Consider the following 17,030-nt stretch of genomic DNA (forward strand, 5'->3'; position numbering starts at 1 on the left):
ATTAGCTTTTAAGCTTTACACAGTTGGCACAAATACAGCAATTGCTTGGGGCACCACCCGGAAGTGAGCCGGCGTTTGGCAGGTGATTTCACCATCGGTGTTGATTGCCTGCCGCCTGCGGGTAAATACTTCCACCTCTCGACAACGATAGTGCTGTACAAATGACCAGGAGGTGTGATTGCCGGTGCGCATTGCTGGCAAAATCAGGAGCATTTGCCACCAGTGTTTGATATTGAGACTATAGACATCGAGCTGTTGATCGTCAATGGTGGCCCGTTTGGCAACCGTCATGCCGCCTCCATAATAGCGCCCATTACCAACGGCAACCTGAACAGTCTTCATTTGAATCGGCTCACCCCGATTCAGGCGCAGCTCGACGCTAAACGGACGGGAATGGAGCAAAACGCGCAAAGCCGCTACCCCATAGGCCAAAACACCCCAGTGCCGCTTCATTTCTTGGTTGAGCTGACGAGTAATTTGCACGCTTAGCCCCAAGCTAGCGACGTTGAAGAAATATTGGCCGTTCACCCAGCCCAAATCAATCCGCTCCTGTTTGCCGTTGGCAATGATTTGGCAGGCGGCAGCGAGGTCTGTAGGAATATTCAGCGTCCGGGCCAGGTCGTTGGCCGTACCCAGGGGCAGAATTCCTAGCGGCAGTTGGGTGTCTACCAGTCCGGCGATGGCCGCATTTAGGGTACCATCCCCACCGCCTACAATCACTAAATCTACCTGCTGACGATGCTGTTGCATCACTTCCGTTAAACTGCGCCCCGGCTCAATCAATTCCTCGATTAACTCAAAGCCAGCTTGTTTGAGTAAACCGATTGCTTCAGCAAGCTTGGCCGGTCCTTTGCGGGCACGGCGGTTGACCAAAAATAGGGCACGCTGGTTCACAGAGGTTGCTTCGTTGGGTTTGGAGACAAGAGCGGGCAGGTAGATTGCCAAGCTCCAACTAATCGTACTGGACTGATTCCCCCGCCACATCCCTCCAAAGGTTGTCATAGCAAAGTTCATCGGCCGCTCAGCCAACCTTCTCAGTCCATCCCTGTCTCACCAGCGAGCTAAAACCACAGCCTCTAAACCGTAGCTAACCTGGCCGTCTCCCCATAGCGGACTACGAAGGGTCGGAGGCGCTCTATAACCGGCTCGATCACCGACCGATCAAACTCACTCCAAACTCTGGGATGTCCAAACATACAGGGCTGCAAAATTCCATACAACACGCCGTCCTGGCAGATATGGGCATGAACTAGCGCTCGATGGCCGAAGTTTTTGCGCTCAAAATCGAGATTCACAACCTCTGGTGGGGCAGTTTCCACATCCTCAACATAAATTGACGGCTCAGCTCGGAGTGCGGCGGCATACAGAGGGTCTTCGGCTTCCCACAATTTCTCGCGTTGCCAGCCATCAGTCGTTAGGTCGGGAAACTCAGGACGGCGTCGCCAGCAGAATACCCGGTATAGCCGCTCCGAGGGTTTGCGCACTTCTAGAAAACAGCGATCGGTGTGAAGAATATCACAAATGGCAGGCAACAGAGCCTCAAATAGCGCTTCCGGCTCCTGGTGTTGCGAAAATAGAGTTTCTAGGCTTGCAGGCATTGTGAGAGTCATGCTACTCCTAGCTTGGATGAAGGACAGAATGGCAGGTGACGGGAATGCGCAGAGGAGTAAGGTGGCAGGTCTGATTATCACCAATAGTGATTATCACCAATAGTGTGATCCGCGTTGTGACTAACTTTTATGACCAGTTTTCAGTGAGCATCGGATACGAAGTAGTGCTTTGTAAATCGACCTTTCGAGAGAAATTGTGGTTTGCAGCGTATAGCATTTCGTCTCAGCCTGCGTCCCGCGCCAACTATCGCACCACGCTATATCGTTGGGTCGAGTGACCTGCGAAGGCGGGTTTTGTCTGTGTAGCTGCGGCTTGAAGCCGCCAGCGATTGGAGTTTTGTCAGTCCAGCCTGAAACTAACTTGAAAATAAGCGCTTAGCCTTCTACAACTGACCAAGGACCAATTAATTACTCACTCAAACTGTGGAAAAGCTAAGAGCACCCCGCAATCGAACTCTTCAATTAACCGCTGCCGAGCTGTCTGATTATCAGCAGCAGTTGCTGCACTTATCAGCTGAGGTGACGCCGACCCAAATTTTGAACCGAACAATTCAACAGAATCTGTTTGAGATTCTGGATTGGTTGCCCAGCCAATTTGTCGATTTGCTATTCATCGATCCACCTTACAACCTAACTAAATCTTTTGGTGAAACTGCTTTTCGGAAAGGCTCGATTGCTGATTACCAAACCTGGTTAGAGCAATGGTTGCCAACGCTGCTGAAGGTACTAAAGCCCACTGCTTCGGTTTATATCTGCGGCGATTGGCGTTCGGCAGCAGCTATTCACTTGGTGGCAGAGCGGTATCTGCATGTGCGTAACTGCATCACCTGGGAGCGAGAGAAGGGCCGAGGAGCTAAGGCCAACTGGAAGAACTGTGCCGAACAAATCTGGTTTTGTACGGCGACCGAGCACTATACCTTCAATTTGGATGCGGTGAAGCTAAAGCGGCGCGTCATGGCACCCTACACGGACCCAGTCGGCAACCCAAAAGACTGGCAGCGTACAACCAACGGTAATTATCGCCTCACCCATCCCTCCAACCTCTGGACCGACTTAACCGTCCCGTTCTGGTCAATGCCCGAAAATACCGACCACCCGACCCAGAAGCCCGAAAAATTATTGGCAAAGATTATTCTGGCTAGCTCCCATGCCGGCGATCTGGTGTTCGATCCTTTTGCAGGTGTCGGTACAACCGCCGTGGTTGCCAAAAAAACAGGTCGAAATTACGTCAGCGTTGAAATTGACCGCACCTATTGCTGTTTGGCCGAAAAGCGGCTGGCCTTGGCCGACCAGGACAAAACCATTCAAGGCTACAGCGAAGGCGTATTTTGGGAGCGTAATTCTAAATAACTAGAGGGATGCATCAAGTATTGACACCAACTACCTCAACCTGTTGCTGGACAGGAATTTCGATCACAAACTCTGAGCCACCGTCCCGTACAGGTAAATAGCGCAACCTGCCGCCGTGCTTTTTGGTGATAATGTCATAGCTGAGGGACAGCCCCAATCCAGTTCCTTTGCCGACAGGCTTGGTGGTGAAAAAGGGATCAAATAAGCGGTGGCGAATTGCTTCCGGTACGCCAGAGCCATTGTCGATGATGCAAATCCTTACCCAGTCCCTGTCGCACGGCTGCGTATGAATGTAGATCGTAGGTTTGAAATTGGGTTGATATTTCAGCTTCTCCTCTAGTGCATCGATAGCGTTAGCCAGGATATTCATAAATACCTGATTAAGTTGACCAACATAGCATTCCACAGTCGGCAATTCGCTGCATTCTTTGATCACGGCGATCTCACCACGATTAGGTTTGGCTTTCAGCCGACTCTGTAAAATCAGCAAGGTATTCTCGATCCCCTCGTGGATGTCTACCATTTTGATCTCAGCTTCGTCTTTACGAGAGAAATTACGCAGAGAAAGCACAATTTTCTGAATTCGATCGGCTCCGACTTTCATAGAGGTCAACAGCTTGGGAAAATCCTCTTTGAGGAAATCCACATCAATCGCTTTAGCCTTGGCTTGGATTTCAGCTACCGGGTTGGGGTAATAGCGTTGATAGAGATGCAGTAAGGCCAGCAGTGATTGGGTATACTCATCGGCATGGGCTAGATTGCCATAGATAAAACTGACGGGATTGTTGATTTCGTGGGCCACTCCCGCCACCAATTGGCCCAAGCTTGACATTTTTTCACTCTGAATTAACTGGGCCGCCAGTTGCTGAGCCTGTGCCCGCATTTCCGCTTCAGACTGCTGCAATACCTGCTCGGCCTGTTTGCGTTGAGTAACATCGTGCAGAATCACAATGTATTCCCGAAAATCTTGATGAGGCCGGTCGGAAATCGAGATCTCTAGAGTGCGGGTTTGATTAGGTAACTCTAGGGATTGCTCACTGCGCTGTGGCCATTGCGACGGATCGGGTGTCAATCCTGGCAACCATTTGCTGAGCTGATGTCCGATCAGCCGGTCTGGTTCAACCTCGAATAAGGATTGAATTGTGGGGTTAGCTCGCTGGATCCTACCGGTTTCGTCAACGACCAGAATGCCATCCTGGGCAACTTTGAGCAGGTGTTCTGTGGCTTCACGGGCTTCGGCAATCGCGACGACCTGAGGCAAACTCGTCCAGCAGGCAATTGCTACCCCCACAAACACCACAGTCATCAACAAAATTGCCACCAGATTGTCGCCGCTAGCTGTGTTGCTGTCGTTGAGGCGGGTGCCAAACCACCAGCCTGTCAATACCGAACCTGAAAGCAGCAGAATTAGAATCACGACCTGCACCATAACCGAGTCGTTCAGCCCTACCCAAGGGCGAGGCTGATACCGCCGCCGCCACCACTGAGGGTGAAACAAGGGCAGTTGGACCCGACGAATCATAGCGTCGATGCCCATAATTCCAAGCGGCGGCAGCAATCCCAGCACAAAATTTTGCCAACCCCAGGCCACTGCTGCCACAATCAGCACAATTACTTCTAGGCAAAAAAATCCCAAGCTGATCCGAGGCCAAAGCACATTCGGCTGACGACGTTGTCGCCACAGTCCTAGATGAAACGCCGTCATCGCCACGAACCAGGTGACATTGCCAAACACCACCAGTCGAGAAACATCTCCCCAGGCCAATCCCATCAAGCTCAGGACTGCCATCAGTGCCAAGGCTGGACCGAATACTCCCCGCCGCGACACAACGGCAAAAATGGGCGAAAGATGCCCGTCTAGAGACAGCTGATACAACATGCGGGGACAAATCGAAACAACCGTAGCATTATTCAGCAAACAGGTCGCCACCAGCCAGAAAGTAGTAATTAGCGCTGCCGATTCTCCCCAAAAGGGCTGAGACGCTGCTAGCACATTCAAAAAAGCATCTTCTCCTAAATTTGGATCGGTCGCGAGCCGCATCACGACCCAAGAGCCACCTATAAATACGGGTACCAACAGCCAAGCCGAGATCGGTAAAAACCGGAGCGTCCCCCTCGGATTGCGACTGTCTGCGGTAAAGGCTGCCGCTGACTCGCCAGAATAGGTCACCCAAACCACCAGAAAAAACCACTGCGCCCATTCCCTGAAGCCAGGAATGGCAATGCTTTCTGGGAAAAAACCAGGACTGGCCGATGAAAACGCCAACCAACCCAGCCCCTGGCAGCAAAACAGCAGCAGTAACCCCAGCGCCGGAATAATAAAAAATAAATGCAAGAGACTGATGGCGCGAGCACCGCTGAAGGCTAAGAGTAGGGGCAAGAGTGTAAAGCCAATCTTCAACAGCAGTTCTGGACAAGACAAGTTTAGGACTGCTAAGTTGGCTTTGATCAAATTTGTCAGGACAATTGCATATACCGGAACTGCTGCGACCCAAGCACAGAAGAACGCTAGAGCAACATACCGCGCTATAAGGGGCCGGTCTTGCCAAAGCCGTAGGGTGTAGCTGGAGGTGCCGCCTGCTAGATCGATGAACCGCATGCCTAAGCGCTGAACCTGATAATTGAGCAGCATCCCGATCAGCACCGCCGGAACCCAGACGAAAATGGCTTTTACCCCCAAAGCAGCATGAACCGAGGGCACCACAATCGGCCAGCCAATGTGAGTGACGACACCAAATCCCCAGGTTTCTAAGGTGCTAAGACTACGGGGCAGACGAGGGGTAGGAAAGAGGCTAGAAGGCGGAGGTGCGGTTGTCATGGATTTCTCAGGAAAGTCAACTCAGGGCATCAACGACTAGGAACAAGCTGCCAGGGATTTGAGCAACTAATTTGTGGTAGGTTAAGGCAATTTTGCCGGTTTAGAATAGGTTTTGCTAGATGGGACCGGAAGTGGGTCTGGGTGCAAGATGAGCTGATGTTAATCTAAGATGCTAGTCTAAACGGATGTTTCTTCAACGATAGAATTCCCCTCAACTGCTGGTTCTGCTCGCAACATTGAGCATTGAGTCCCTCCTAGATGAGTCCCCCGTAGAGACCCCATAGAGACAAGTTTGTCTGTATAGGCATAATTGACTCTCGCAAATGCCGCTTTAATCTATACTCACCACATTTGAAGTTTCGTCCGTCACCCTTAAAACTCAAACCTTAAAACACTGCTGTGCAACAGCAAGGTACAAAACTTTCCATTCCAAGGTGTAGGGTAAGAAAGTTGAATTGTTGGCGAAGATCCATGCATCTTGACTGGCAGGTTGCCAAAACCTACGAAGATATCCTGTACCACAAAGCCGATGGTATTGCCAAAATTACCATCAACCGCCCCCATAAGCGGAATGCGTTTCGGCCCAAGACGATTTTTGAATTGTATGACGCCTTTTCCAACGCCCGCGAAGATAGCCGAATTGGGGTCGTGCTGTTTACCGGGGCAGGTCCTCATAGCGATGGCAAATATGCCTTTTGCTCCGGCGGCGACCAGAGTGTGCGGGGCCAAGCTGGCTACTTAGATGAGGAAGGCACCCCCCGGCTCAACGTGCTCGACTTGCAGCGGCTGATTCGTTCGATGCCCAAGGTGGTGATTGCGCTGGTAGCGGGCTACGCGATTGGCGGCGGCCATGTGCTGCATGTGATCTGCGATTTAACCATTGCGGCAGACAATGCGATTTTTGGGCAAACCGGCCCTAAGGTCGGTAGTTTCGATGGCGGCTTTGGAGCTAGCTATTTGGCCCGCATTGTAGGACAGAAGAAAGCGCGAGAAATTTGGTATCTCTGCCGGCAGTACAACGCTCAGCAGGCGTTAGAGATGGGGCTGGTCAATTGCGTGGTTCCCGTTGACCAACTCGAAGCCGAGGGCATCCGGTGGGCACAAGAAATTCTGGAAAAAAGCCCGATCGCAATTCGCTGCCTCAAAGCGGCCTTCAATGCAGATTGTGACGGGCAGGCTGGGCTACAGGAGTTGGCCGGCAATGCCACCATGCTCTACTACATGACCGAAGAAGGGGCCGAGGGCAAACAGGCGTTTTTAGAAAAACGGCAACCCGACTTTCGCCAGTACCCTTGGCTACCCTGAAAATAGAGGTGCGCTGGATAGGAGCAATCGCCATGAAACTGGCAACGGCGTTTGTGCCGCTAAGGAAAGTGAAACCAACCGTGTCGCGCTGGACCTTTTCGGAAACCGAACTGGATGCAGCAGCCCATCTGATACTGGAGGTCGAGGGAATAGTCAACCCCATTGTGGTGCGACGAGAAGGAACGGCCTCCTATACGGTGCTAGATGGCAATTTTGAGTACTATGCCGTGGCGCGGGCGTACCAAATTGATCGGCGCTGCTGCGAATCAATTGCAGCGTTTATTGTGGAACCACGGGACGAAATCATCGTGCAAAAGCAGATCACTTTGTTTAGAAACCAATGGGCTGGCGCACCTAAATTGGTACCGCCTGATTTGCGCTACCACAGCAGCGAAGACCGCATCTTCTCCGGGTTGGACCATCAGCCTTCAGCCTTGCTATCGCCGTCGCTGCCACCATCCTCATTCTCTCATCGGCTATTGGCGGTGTTTAATCGGGCTGCACCTGGCCAAGTGTTAACCTGCATGAAGCGCATTGGTCTCTCTGGCAGAAATGCTGAGAAAGTCGTGGAGGCGATTGAGCAAGAACGCCAGACCAAACCGTTTGCATCACTCAAAGACGTGGTGATGCGCGTCAGGGGATTGACCTACGAAAAGATGGTAGACCTGTTTGAGCTGGAATAGGCGGCTTAGCCGCGAATGCGACCATACCAACGCAGCAAAATTCGGGCCAGCCGATCGGAATTGTGACGCACATAGCCCGTGTCAACATCTTCATCCATCACGTTGGCAACTATGGCGCGCCGCCCCAACCGCATCACATCCTCTCGGTCAAAGAACACCGGATGGGAGCCTTCCTGAGCATAGCGAATCAGAGATTGGGCCGAGGGTGAAGTTTTTTGCACCAGCACTGCATCAAACAGCTTTTGACCGGCCACCTGATCCAGCATGCGGATGTGATCGGCCACAGTGTAGCCGTCAGTCTCGCCCGGTTGCGTCATAATATTGCAAACGTAGATGCGCAGTGCCTTTGATTGAGCAATTGCTTCGGTAATTTCGGGCACCAGCAGGTTGGGGATGATGCTGGTGTAGAGCGAGCCAGGGCCAATCACTAGATAATCGGCTTCCTGAATGGCTTGGATCGCTTTGGGCAGAGCTGGGGGATTCGCAGGCGTGCAGCCAATCCGAACGATTTTACCTCGCGCTTCGGTGATGTTCGATTCTCCTTCAATCCGACGACCATCGGCTAGTTCGGCCCATAGCCGCATGTCGCTGAGGGTGGCTGGCAACACCTGACCGCGAATCGCCAATACTTTAGAACTGGCGGTAATGGCTTGCTCAATGTCGCCGGTTACCTCGCTCATCACGGTAAGAAACAGATTGCCAAAACTATGCCCGACTAGGCCATCTCCTGCCCGAAAGCGATATTGGAACAGTTCGGTCAGCAGCTTTTCCTCATCGGCCAACGCCGCCAAACAGTTGCGGATGTCGCCCGGAGGCAGTACTCCAATCTCGCGTCGCAACCGGCCCGACGAGCCACCATCGTCAGCAACGGTCACAATCGCCGTAATGTTGGCACTATACGTCTTGAGGCCGCGCAATAGGGTAGAAAGGCCGGTGCCACCACCCAGCACTACAATCTTTGGACCGCGATTTAAGCGACGGTGGTTCATCAGCACATCGACTAGATCGCCATTGCCCTGTGGCATCAAGACTTCTGTAATCGAGCCGAGGCTGCGGGTCTGTCCCCAGAGAATCAGCAAAATGCCGCTAATCACGACGATGGGGCCACTGATATAGCTGGGAATTAATCGGGTAATGGTGCGGAGGAAATCCCGTGTAAATTCACTAATGTAGTAAATCGGCGTCAGGTTCGACCAAATAGCCAACCCCAGCGCCACAAATATGACACCAGCTGCACTAATCAACAGCCAGCGTTTGACTAACAATCCAGGCGCCAGCCACTTGAACCATTGATTAATCCGAGCTGGAGTCCGATAGCGCGATTCTTGCTTTAGAACTTGAAACGCCTGTTTAAGAAGACCGATTGACATAGGAGTAGGCGGAAAAGAGAGAACTACGGCCCAGCCGTGCTGCCGGGGCTAAACTCAGCGCCCTACAATCAAATAAATCATCAACGTAAAGCAATCGAACCTAAGATGGCATCCCTGAGTAACTTTAGCAACTCTTCCATAAATTGGTAATAAAGTTAGTTTGCTGATGACTGAATTTAAACCTGATCGGCAACGAATTTGACTAGACTGGCAGAACGGAATGTTAGCCAAATTTTGGATGAAGCGATTAGGGCTGGTATGGCTGAACCACTGATTGAGCTAAAAGGCGTCACCAAGGCATATGACAATCGTGTCATCTTGGATCAAATCGATTTAACGATCTATCGAGGAGACGCTCTTGCCATCATCGGTCCATCCGGTACTGGTAAGTCAACCACACTCAGAGTGATTTCTGGCCTAGAAACCCCTGATGCTGGTGAGATTTATGTGCAGGGACAGCGCCGCGAAGGCTTGGTCGAAGACAACAAAGACCCGATTGGCATCACCATGGTGTTTCAAAACACGGCCTTATTCGACTCACTTACAGTTGATGAAAATATTGGTTTCTCGCTCTATCAGCACACCCGACTGCCGCGCCGCAAAATCCGAGAATTGGTGGAGCAAAAATTAGAGATGGTGGGCTTACCCGGTATTAGCAATCTCTACCCAGCTGCCCTTTCCGGCGGTATGCGCAAGCGGGTTAGCTTTGCCCGTGCGATCATGGAAAATCCGGAAAATCCGGCTAGCAATCCGGAAGTGATCCTATACGACGAACCCACTGCCGGCCTGGATCCAATTGCCTCAACCGTGATTGAAGATCTAATTTGCTCCCTTCACTGTCAAGGTGGCTGCAGTACCTACGTAATTGTGACACACCAGGACAGTACCATTCGGCGGACTGCACAGCGAGTTGTCTTTATCTATCATGGGAAGATCCAGTGGGAAGGAACGGTTGATCAGATCGATACCACCGATCACCCAATGGTGCGACAATTCTTTAGCGGTCAAACCGAAGGTCCAATTCAAGTTGCTGGATGACTTGCCCTGAGCTGGTGCGCATCAGCTGATCAACCTGGGTAAACCGTCGTCTCAACCCACAAACCCTGTGAGGAAGCGTCATGCGAGCGAGAACCATTCGCGAAGGCTCTGTTGGTCTACTAATTTTGTTAGGCTTGGTTGTTTTTGGCGGTCTCTTCCTGTGGTTGCGAGGTTTTAGCCCCGGCAGACGCAGCTATCAGGCGACGATCCGCTTTCCCAATGCTGAAGGAATGCAGGTCGGTGCTCCTGTACGCTACCGCGGAGTAGTAACTGGCAAAATTTCTGCAATTCGCGTCAGTGCCAACTATGCCGAAGTAGATATCCGGGTTCAGCCAGCGTCCGTCATTATTCCTCGCAATGTCACAATCGAAGCCAAACAGTCGGGCTTGGTGGGTGAAACCTTTATTGACATCACACCCAATGCCCAACTCGCAGATGCTTCCGCCACTGGCAATCCCCTTTCTAGGGACTGTAACGATCAGCTGATTATTTGCGACGGCAGCTACCTGCAAGGTACCAACAGCGTGACGCTAACGGAACTGATTGGCTCGGTGATTCGCTTCACCAACCTGTTTTCCAGTCCAGAATTTTTCGGCAATGTCCAAACCCTGACCAGAAACTTTGCTGCCGCTGCCGAAGGAGTCGATACCCTGGCTGGAGAAGTGACCGTGCTGTCGAAAACGGTGCGTAGTGAACTAGGGACCTTATCCAATTCGGCCCAACGCTCTGCCGATTCGGTGGGTCAAGCAGCCCAGCAAATCGGGACGACGGCTGGACAGTTCGGCCTCACCGCGCAGGAGCTACAGGGCTTAATTGCCGAGAACCGCACCTCCTTGGTTAGTACGCTAGACAGCCTCAATCAAACCGTAGGCAGCGTGCAATCGATCGTAAGTACCCTCGCCCCTACCATTGAAGAAGGCGAATTTCTTGCCAACTTAGAAACCCTTTCGGCCAATGCGGCTGAAGCATCAGCCAACCTGCGCAATTTGTCTGAGGCGGTGGGAACGCCGGAAAACCTGCTGCTGTTGCAACAAACTCTCGACTCGGCCCGCGCTACGTTCCAAAATGCACAGAAAATTACGTCCGACTTGGATGAACTAACTGGCGATCCCAACTTCCGCCAGAATATCCTGCGTTTGGTCAACGGTCTGAGTGGCTTAGTTTCCTCGACCCAAGAGCTGCAACAGCAAACTCAAGTGGCGCAAATGCTCAACTCCACGGCCATTGCTTTAGAAGCGACCGAAGCAGCCCCCACCGGACCAGAAGCCAGTAAAACCAAGCGCAACCAGACTGAACAATCGGACACTTCTGCCCAAGATGAAAAGCAGGACGACAAGAGTGAAGTTGAAACGGTTCAACCCACACCCTTACCGGACACCAGATCTCAGCTTCCGGCTGTTTCAGCCCCCTCTGCTCAGGATTTATTGTTGCCTAGTCAGACCTGGCCGAATCCCAACCGACCCGTGCAGAAATGAGCGCTATAGCTTTAAGTTCTAGCTAAGTTCTAGTTTTAAGCTTTGGACCGTTGTGTTTTGAGAGCTACGGCACGGCGTTTGTGCCATCAGCCAACAGCAACCATCGCAGCCAAAATGCCTTTGAATAGATGGATGCCGTCAGTATTGCCCAGCATTGGGTCAGATGCGCGCTCCGGGTGAGGCATCATACCTAACACATTACCGCGACGGTTGCAGATACCGGCAATATTATTGAGAGACCCATTGGGGTTGCTGGCACTGGTAATTTTGCCTTCAGCATCGCAGTAGCGGAACAGGATCTGATTATTGGCTTCCAGCTCAGCTAGGGTTTCAGGGGTAGCGTAGTAGCAGCCTTCGCCGTGGGCAATCGGCAGAGTAATGACTTGACCTTTCTGATAGTGCTGCGTCCAGGGCAGGTTATTGCGTTCTACCCTCAGCGGCACCCGATCGCAAACAAAATGAAGGTCGCGATTCCGCACGAGTGCGCCGGGCAGCAGCCCTGCCTCGGTCAAGACCTGGAAGCCGTTGCAAATACCCAGCACCCATTTTCCGTGTTCGGCATGGCGGATAGTGGCCTGTAGAGCTGGCGAAAAGCGAGCAATTGCCCCACAGCGCAAATAATCTCCATAGCTGAAGCCACCGGGTACAATCACCACATCTAAGTCCGACAAGTCGCTGTCTTCATGCCAAACCATGCGTGTAGGCTGTTGCAGCAGATCTCGCGTCACCATTGCCACATCCCGGTCGCAGTTTGACCCTGGAAACACAATCACGCCAAATTTCATCGCCGTCCTCTCTAGCCCCACCTATCGAGCTGTATTGCTGTCACGCTCTCAGAATAGCGCATCTGAGAAAGTTTTCAGGTTTGTTTTCAGGTTTGAGCTGAGCTTTGTCAGCCATTCACCAGAATTGTAGCGATAGAGCGCGGACAGGCGTTCTGCCACCCGTGAGATGGCAGGAGACAGAGCAAGGTCCTGATGCAGCAGTTCCACAACTCAAAACTTAAAACTCAAAACTTAAAACTTCTGATCAAGATTAGGGCGAACTTTGACCCGCACGGCAATGGCGGTGATGTTGTCGTGTCCATTGTGCTGATTTGCCAAATCAATCAATTGATTGACGCCCTGTTCCAGGTTAGTCCGCTGGTCGAGGAGCGGTTCTAGATGGCTTTGATAATGAAGTTCGAGCAGATCATTGTCGGACAATCCATCAGAGCAGAGCAGCAGCACCCCATCTTCGTTCAACTCCATGAATTTGACATCTGGATTGAGGAAGTTTTCATCGCGTGGTCCTAGGGCCTGGGTTAGCTGATAAGCGTCCGGGCGGGAATAGGCAATGGCGGGTTCCACGCCCCGCTGAATCTCGCGCTGTCCGACCTCGTGATCGACAGTGAGCGGCTGTAAACCACGTCTGCGGCTGAGGCGATAGAGCCGACTGTCACCCACATGGGCAACGGCAGCCTCTGTATTTTGAATTAACAGCAAGACTAGCGTCGTACCCATCCGTCCGCTGCCAGCGCTGGCGTTTTGCTGATTCAGGTCAAAGATCACCTGATTGGCTCGCTGAATAGCTTCACGAATGCTGTCTTCACTGGGTAGTTTGTCGTGCCAGTGGTCGGCAAAATATTGCTGTAACGTTTCTACCGCTAAAGCACTTGCTACCTCACCGCTGGCATGGCCTCCCATTCCATCACAGAGAATGTAGAGTCCTTTGGCCTGTACCATTCGCTTCTGCGGATCTTCAATTTTTTTGACTTCAGTTTGAATGCTGAAGCAGTCTTCGTTGTGATTGCGTTGTCGGCCAATGTCAGTTTGCCCAGCATCTTCCAGGCTGACTAGCCGCATTGCCAATACGACCGTCGGCTGGTCATCCAGGCTGCTATCATCGTCATTGCCATCAGCGAATTGATGCAGAGAATCGGCGGCAAACGCTTCGGTAGAAACAGGCGCGGAGAGGGGCGCAGGTGGAGTAGGCTGCAAATCTTGGGTAATATCGGTGCTAGAAACGGTTCTAGCCATGCTTTCAGCCTCTACTGACCTGCGGTCAGAAGCATTCGAGGGAGTGGACGAGGTCATAGGGGTAGCCGATTGAATTGGTTGCAGTGCCATGGCAATGGCTTCAATCCGCGAGCGGAGATGCTCCACCGAACTGATCATGCCAGCTGCCAACTCAGCACAGAGCCGGGATAAATCGGCGTTTTGGGTGCGTTGGGTTTGCTGGAATAGCTTTTGCCAGAAATAGCCGAGCTGAGCCAAACTAGTGGCTTGGTCAGATGGATCTGGATAGAGGCGCTGGAGACAGAGCAGGTGATCTTCATCAACCCGTAAATTGCTAACTTCTAGCAAACTGCGGCAGCAGCCCTGAAATTCCAAAGCTGCCCACAGTTCAGTCATTTCGTGGAGCCAATGCAAAATTTGCAGCGGCAGCATGGTTTCATCAAGCCAGAGATCCACCAGCAGCGGCAGATGGGAGCGGTCTTCCAAGAGTAGAACATTTAAGCCTGCTTGCTGCCAAGCGTCGTGGAGGCGGGGCAGCGCCAGAAACGGAAATTGCTCTTCTAGTACCAAGTAGGGCTTCGCCATTTCGGGCATCGGGTCGGGCTTCGCCCCTTCTAGCTGGTGTTGGGCATGGAATCGGCTGATTTGTAAAGGGTAGTTGTCCAACACGCGCACTTCCACCTCGGTTACGGCTGCGATTTGCTGAGGTAGAGGTTCCAGCAGCTGATAGCGTTGCTGCCCATCCAAGAATTTATCAATAGATAACAGCACTGCTGTGGTGGCCGCTGTGGCATCCAGCGCAGCTGCGTCGGTGGTTTGGCCGTTACCCCCCTGTATCGGCGACAAAATTGCTTTCCAGATCGTTCCAGTCACAGCACCACACTCTGAACAATACTCTGAGCAAAAGGCAACAAGCGCGCCACATACGGGGCATTCTTTCTCGGCCAGGGAGGCCCCACAACGTTGACAGAACTTGTGAGCATCTGGATTTTCAAACTGACAATGGGGACAAACAAGCATCTGGGAACTCCCTCAACTCCTGCCGGAGGCGCCAAATCTTAGGGTCTGATCTGTTGCGTACAGGTATACAGCTACGAAGATCCTATTTTTGTACAGAGTACACGATTGTTTTGTGAAACTACCGTTGGTGTAACCCCTCCCAGGGTACCCAAAACTTTAAGCCGATTCGCAGCTTGTCAGCAGAGGTTATACGGAATCTTTAGAAATTTAGCCGGGCTTCCTAGGTTTCGATTAGTTTACGTCCAAGCAACTTGCCCCCGATTAGCTCGCTCTTGGATCCAGGCTATCCCGCAGGCCATCGCCCAGCAGGTTGAAAGCCAAGACAATCAGTGTGATCATCAGACCGGGCAACAGAATGGTCCAGGGAGCGGAAAGGGCATAGCCGTTGGTGAACGAGTCAGATAGCATCGTACCCAGTTCTGGGGTTGGCGGTTTGGCTCCTAGCCCCAAAAATCCTAGACCGGCTGCCTCCAAAGTAGCTGTACCAATAGACAAGGTCGCCTGAACAACTAGGGGGGCAAGACTAGCAGGCAAAATATGCAAAAAAATAATCCGCCACGGTTTGGCACCGAAGGCTCGCACGGTTTGAACGAATCCTTGTTCGCGTAGAGACAGCACCATACTGCGAGTTAGGCGAATAAAAATCGGAATCTGCACCACACCTACGGCAATCATAACGCTCTGCAAACTGGGTCCCATCACCGTGGCCACGGCAATTGCCAGCAAAATCGAGGGAAAGGCCAGCAAAATGTCGGTGAACCAGCTAATCGTAGTTTCTAGCCAACCGCGAAAATAGCCCGCTACCAGCCCTAGTAAAGTTCCTACTATCAGCCCCAATCCCACCGACACGACACTGATCAGCAACGAAATCCGAATTCCATACCAGACCAAACTCAGCATGTCTCGCCCCAAGCCATCGGTGCCAAACCAGTGAACTGCACTGGGAGGACTGAGCCGTGCCGCAAAATCCCGTGCTGTGGCCGGATCGAAGGGACGTAACACCGGGGCCAGCAATGCCAGTAGCACCAGCGCAATAGTCAAAATCAGGCCAATCCGAGCAGAAATCGACCGCAGGAACCGCCGTTTGGCTTTTTGCAGCGACGATTCGCGAACAAAGGGAGGAGTGGAGAGAGTGTCCATTTGGGGAAAGTTTTAAGTTTTGAGTTTTGAGTTTTGAGTTGGAAGAAATTGGGTTATGAGAGTTGGTCGTGAAGCCTATGCAGAGCTGATGGTTTTGGGTAGAGGGACATCATTTGAAGCACAAGCTTTGTATTGCCAAAAATCAAAACTTTTAACTACTTGTACTGAATTCGCGGATCGAGAAAGGCGTAGGAGATATCCACCAGTAGGTTGATCAGGACGAATACCAGCGCCACAAACACCACACCCCCCTGCACCACCGGATAATCGCGGGCTAAGATGCCTTCGTAGATCCAGGAGCCGATCCCAGGCCAGGAGAAGATCGTTTCGGTCAAAATTGCGCCGCCCAGCAAAGTGCCGAACTGGAGGCCAATGATTGTCACCACGGGCAGCAGGGCGTTTTTGAGCGCGTGTTTAGAAATCACCCAGCGTTCGAGCAGTCCCTTAGCGCGAGCGGTGCGAATGTAGTCTTGAGACAACACTTCTAGCATGGCACTGCGGGTAATGCGGGCAATAATTGCCAGGGGAATCGTGCCTACCGTCAGGGCTGGCAAAATCAGGTGAGCTAGTATATCCGTCAGAGCTGGAAAGTTGAACTGGAGCAGGGCATCCAGCACATAAAATCCTGTGAGCGGCTGAAAATCAACCCCGACGCCGAGACGGCCACTAGGTGGCAGCCAGCGCAGGTTGACGGCAAACAGGTAAACCAGCAGCAGCCCTAACCAGTAAACTGGCATCGAGACACCCAGCAGCGAAGCACTCATGGCGATGTTGTCGAGCCAGCCATTTTTCTTAACCGCGGCCAGAATTCCGGCTGGAACACCCAAGACGATCGCTACCAGCATTGCCGCCACGGATAGCTCAAAGGTGGCAGGCCAACGGGTAGAAATCTCCTGGGTGATGGGAATACCGCTGATAATGCTGCGTCCCAAATCAAAGCGAATCAATTTTCCTAAAAAGGATAGGTATTGCAGAGGTAAGGGGCGATTGAGTCCTAGCTGTTCCTGTAGATTAGCGATCTGCTCAGGTGTAGCTCGCGGACCTAGCAGCACTACGGCTGGATTACCGGGAATCAACTGCAAAAACAGAAACACCAGTAAACTGATTCCCAACAGCACCGGCAGAATATCGAGAAGGCGACGCGCAATGTAGCGGAGCATAGAAACGAGGAAAGAATTATTAACGTAAACGGAAATCAATGAGGAGGGACAGCCCGAACTCTGG

General features: G+C 52.1%; 13 protein-coding genes. 5 read left to right on the forward strand and 8 right to left on the reverse strand.

The window, feature by feature from the left end; all coding sequences use genetic code 11:
* Positions 1-15 precede the first annotated feature (15 nt).
* Together HJG54_RS20465 and HJG54_RS20470 are read right to left on the reverse strand one after the other, a co-directional pair.
* Complete coding sequence (locus HJG54_RS20465) at positions 16-1,002, reverse strand: lipid kinase (protein ID WP_316431057.1); 987 nt, start codon at positions 1,000-1,002, stop codon at positions 16-18.
* A gap of 74 nt (positions 1,003-1,076) precedes the next feature.
* Complete coding sequence (locus tag HJG54_RS20470) at positions 1,077-1,610, reverse strand: GAF domain-containing protein (RefSeq protein ID WP_316431058.1); 534 nt, start codon at positions 1,608-1,610, stop codon at positions 1,077-1,079.
* 423 nt (positions 1,611-2,033) lie between these two features.
* Between HJG54_RS20470 and HJG54_RS20475 the strand changes: the two genes are divergently transcribed.
* Positions 2,034-2,960 (forward strand): DNA-methyltransferase, encoded by a 927-nt coding sequence (locus tag HJG54_RS20475; protein ID WP_316431061.1) that lies wholly within the window; start codon positions 2,034-2,036, stop codon positions 2,958-2,960.
* Positions 2,961-2,973: 13 nt separating this feature from the next.
* Here HJG54_RS20475 and HJG54_RS20480 read toward each other — a convergent pair whose 3' ends face one another.
* Positions 2,974-5,778, reverse strand: coding sequence for an ATP-binding protein (locus tag HJG54_RS20480; RefSeq protein WP_316431063.1), 2,805 nt, complete (start codon positions 5,776-5,778; stop codon positions 2,974-2,976).
* Positions 5,779-6,249: 471 nt separating this feature from the next.
* Between HJG54_RS20480 and menB the strand changes: the two genes are divergently transcribed.
* Together menB and HJG54_RS20490 are read left to right on the forward strand one after the other, a co-directional pair.
* Positions 6,250-7,083: a 1,4-dihydroxy-2-naphthoyl-CoA synthase gene (gene menB, locus HJG54_RS20485; protein ID WP_316431064.1), complete on the forward strand. Its 834-nt coding sequence runs from the start codon at positions 6,250-6,252 to the stop codon at positions 7,081-7,083.
* A gap of 32 nt (positions 7,084-7,115) precedes the next feature.
* Entirely contained in the window at positions 7,116-7,766 is a 651-nt protein-coding gene (locus HJG54_RS20490) for a hypothetical protein (RefSeq protein ID WP_316431067.1), read from the forward strand.
* Between the two features lie 5 nt (positions 7,767-7,771).
* On the opposite strand, the gene HJG54_RS20495 is transcribed toward HJG54_RS20490, so the two are convergent.
* Positions 7,772-9,136, reverse strand: coding sequence for a gluconeogenesis factor YvcK family protein (locus HJG54_RS20495; protein WP_316431070.1), 1,365 nt, complete (start codon positions 9,134-9,136; stop codon positions 7,772-7,774).
* A 198-nt stretch (positions 9,137-9,334) separates the two neighbouring features.
* Here HJG54_RS20495 and HJG54_RS20500 point away from each other — a divergent pair, with 198 nt between their 5' ends.
* Positions 9,335-10,174, forward strand: coding sequence for an ABC transporter ATP-binding protein (locus tag HJG54_RS20500; protein WP_316431073.1), 840 nt, complete (start codon positions 9,335-9,337; stop codon positions 10,172-10,174).
* A gap of 80 nt (positions 10,175-10,254) precedes the next feature.
* Complete coding sequence (locus HJG54_RS20505; RefSeq protein WP_316431075.1) at positions 10,255-11,649, forward strand: MlaD family protein; 1,395 nt, start codon at positions 10,255-10,257, stop codon at positions 11,647-11,649.
* An 86-nt stretch (positions 11,650-11,735) separates the two neighbouring features.
* Here the strand turns inward: HJG54_RS20505 and purQ are convergent, their stop codons facing one another.
* The 4 genes from purQ to HJG54_RS20525 form a co-directional block, all read right to left on the reverse strand.
* Positions 11,736-12,434 carry a phosphoribosylformylglycinamidine synthase subunit PurQ gene (gene purQ / locus HJG54_RS20510; protein WP_035997827.1) on the reverse strand — a complete coding sequence of 233 codons (699 nt, stop codon included), beginning with the start codon at positions 12,432-12,434 and terminating at the stop codon, positions 11,736-11,738.
* Between the two features lie 231 nt (positions 12,435-12,665).
* On the reverse strand, positions 12,666-14,666 hold the full coding sequence (locus HJG54_RS20515; protein ID WP_316431078.1) for a serine/threonine phosphatase: 2,001 nt from the start codon (positions 14,664-14,666) through the stop codon (positions 12,666-12,668).
* Between the two features lie 261 nt (positions 14,667-14,927).
* The gene (locus tag HJG54_RS20520) at positions 14,928-15,806 is read right to left on the reverse strand and encodes an ABC transporter permease (protein WP_316431079.1); all 879 of its coding nucleotides are present in this window, start codon (positions 15,804-15,806) and stop codon (positions 14,928-14,930) included.
* Between the two features lie 155 nt (positions 15,807-15,961).
* Positions 15,962-16,966 carry an ABC transporter permease gene (locus HJG54_RS20525; protein ID WP_316431080.1) on the reverse strand — a complete coding sequence of 335 codons (1,005 nt, stop codon included), beginning with the start codon at positions 16,964-16,966 and terminating at the stop codon, positions 15,962-15,964.
* Positions 16,967-17,030 lie beyond the last annotated feature (64 nt).

Origin of the sequence: Leptolyngbya sp. NK1-12 (assembly GCF_032598965.1) — a bacterium.
Classification (GTDB): Bacteria; Cyanobacteriota; Cyanobacteriia; order Elainellales; family Elainellaceae; genus Elainella.

Excerpts from the sequence above, each read along its gene's own strand:
- HJG54_RS20465 (WP_316431057.1), bottom strand. The coding sequence starts at position 1,002 with ATGACAACCTTTGGAGGGATGTGGCGGGGGAATCAGTCCAGTACGATT.
- HJG54_RS20470 (WP_316431058.1), bottom strand. The coding sequence starts at position 1,610 with ATGACTCTCACAATGCCTGCAAGCCTAGAAACTCTATTTTCGCAACAC.
- HJG54_RS20480 (WP_316431063.1), bottom strand. The coding sequence starts at position 5,778 with ATGACAACCGCACCTCCGCCTTCTAGCCTCTTTCCTACCCCTCGTCTG.
- menB (WP_316431064.1), top strand. The coding sequence starts at position 6,250 with ATGCATCTTGACTGGCAGGTTGCCAAAACCTACGAAGATATCCTGTAC.
- HJG54_RS20490 (WP_316431067.1), top strand. The coding sequence starts at position 7,116 with ATGAAACTGGCAACGGCGTTTGTGCCGCTAAGGAAAGTGAAACCAACC.
- HJG54_RS20495 (WP_316431070.1), bottom strand. The coding sequence starts at position 9,136 with ATGTCAATCGGTCTTCTTAAACAGGCGTTTCAAGTTCTAAAGCAAGAA.
- HJG54_RS20505 (WP_316431075.1), top strand. The coding sequence starts at position 10,255 with ATGCGAGCGAGAACCATTCGCGAAGGCTCTGTTGGTCTACTAATTTTG.
- purQ (WP_035997827.1), bottom strand. The coding sequence starts at position 12,434 with ATGAAATTTGGCGTGATTGTGTTTCCAGGGTCAAACTGCGACCGGGAT.
- HJG54_RS20515 (WP_316431078.1), bottom strand. The coding sequence starts at position 14,666 with ATGCTTGTTTGTCCCCATTGTCAGTTTGAAAATCCAGATGCTCACAAG.
- HJG54_RS20520 (WP_316431079.1), bottom strand. The coding sequence starts at position 15,806 with ATGGACACTCTCTCCACTCCTCCCTTTGTTCGCGAATCGTCGCTGCAA.
- HJG54_RS20525 (WP_316431080.1), bottom strand. The coding sequence starts at position 16,966 with ATGCTCCGCTACATTGCGCGTCGCCTTCTCGATATTCTGCCGGTGCTG.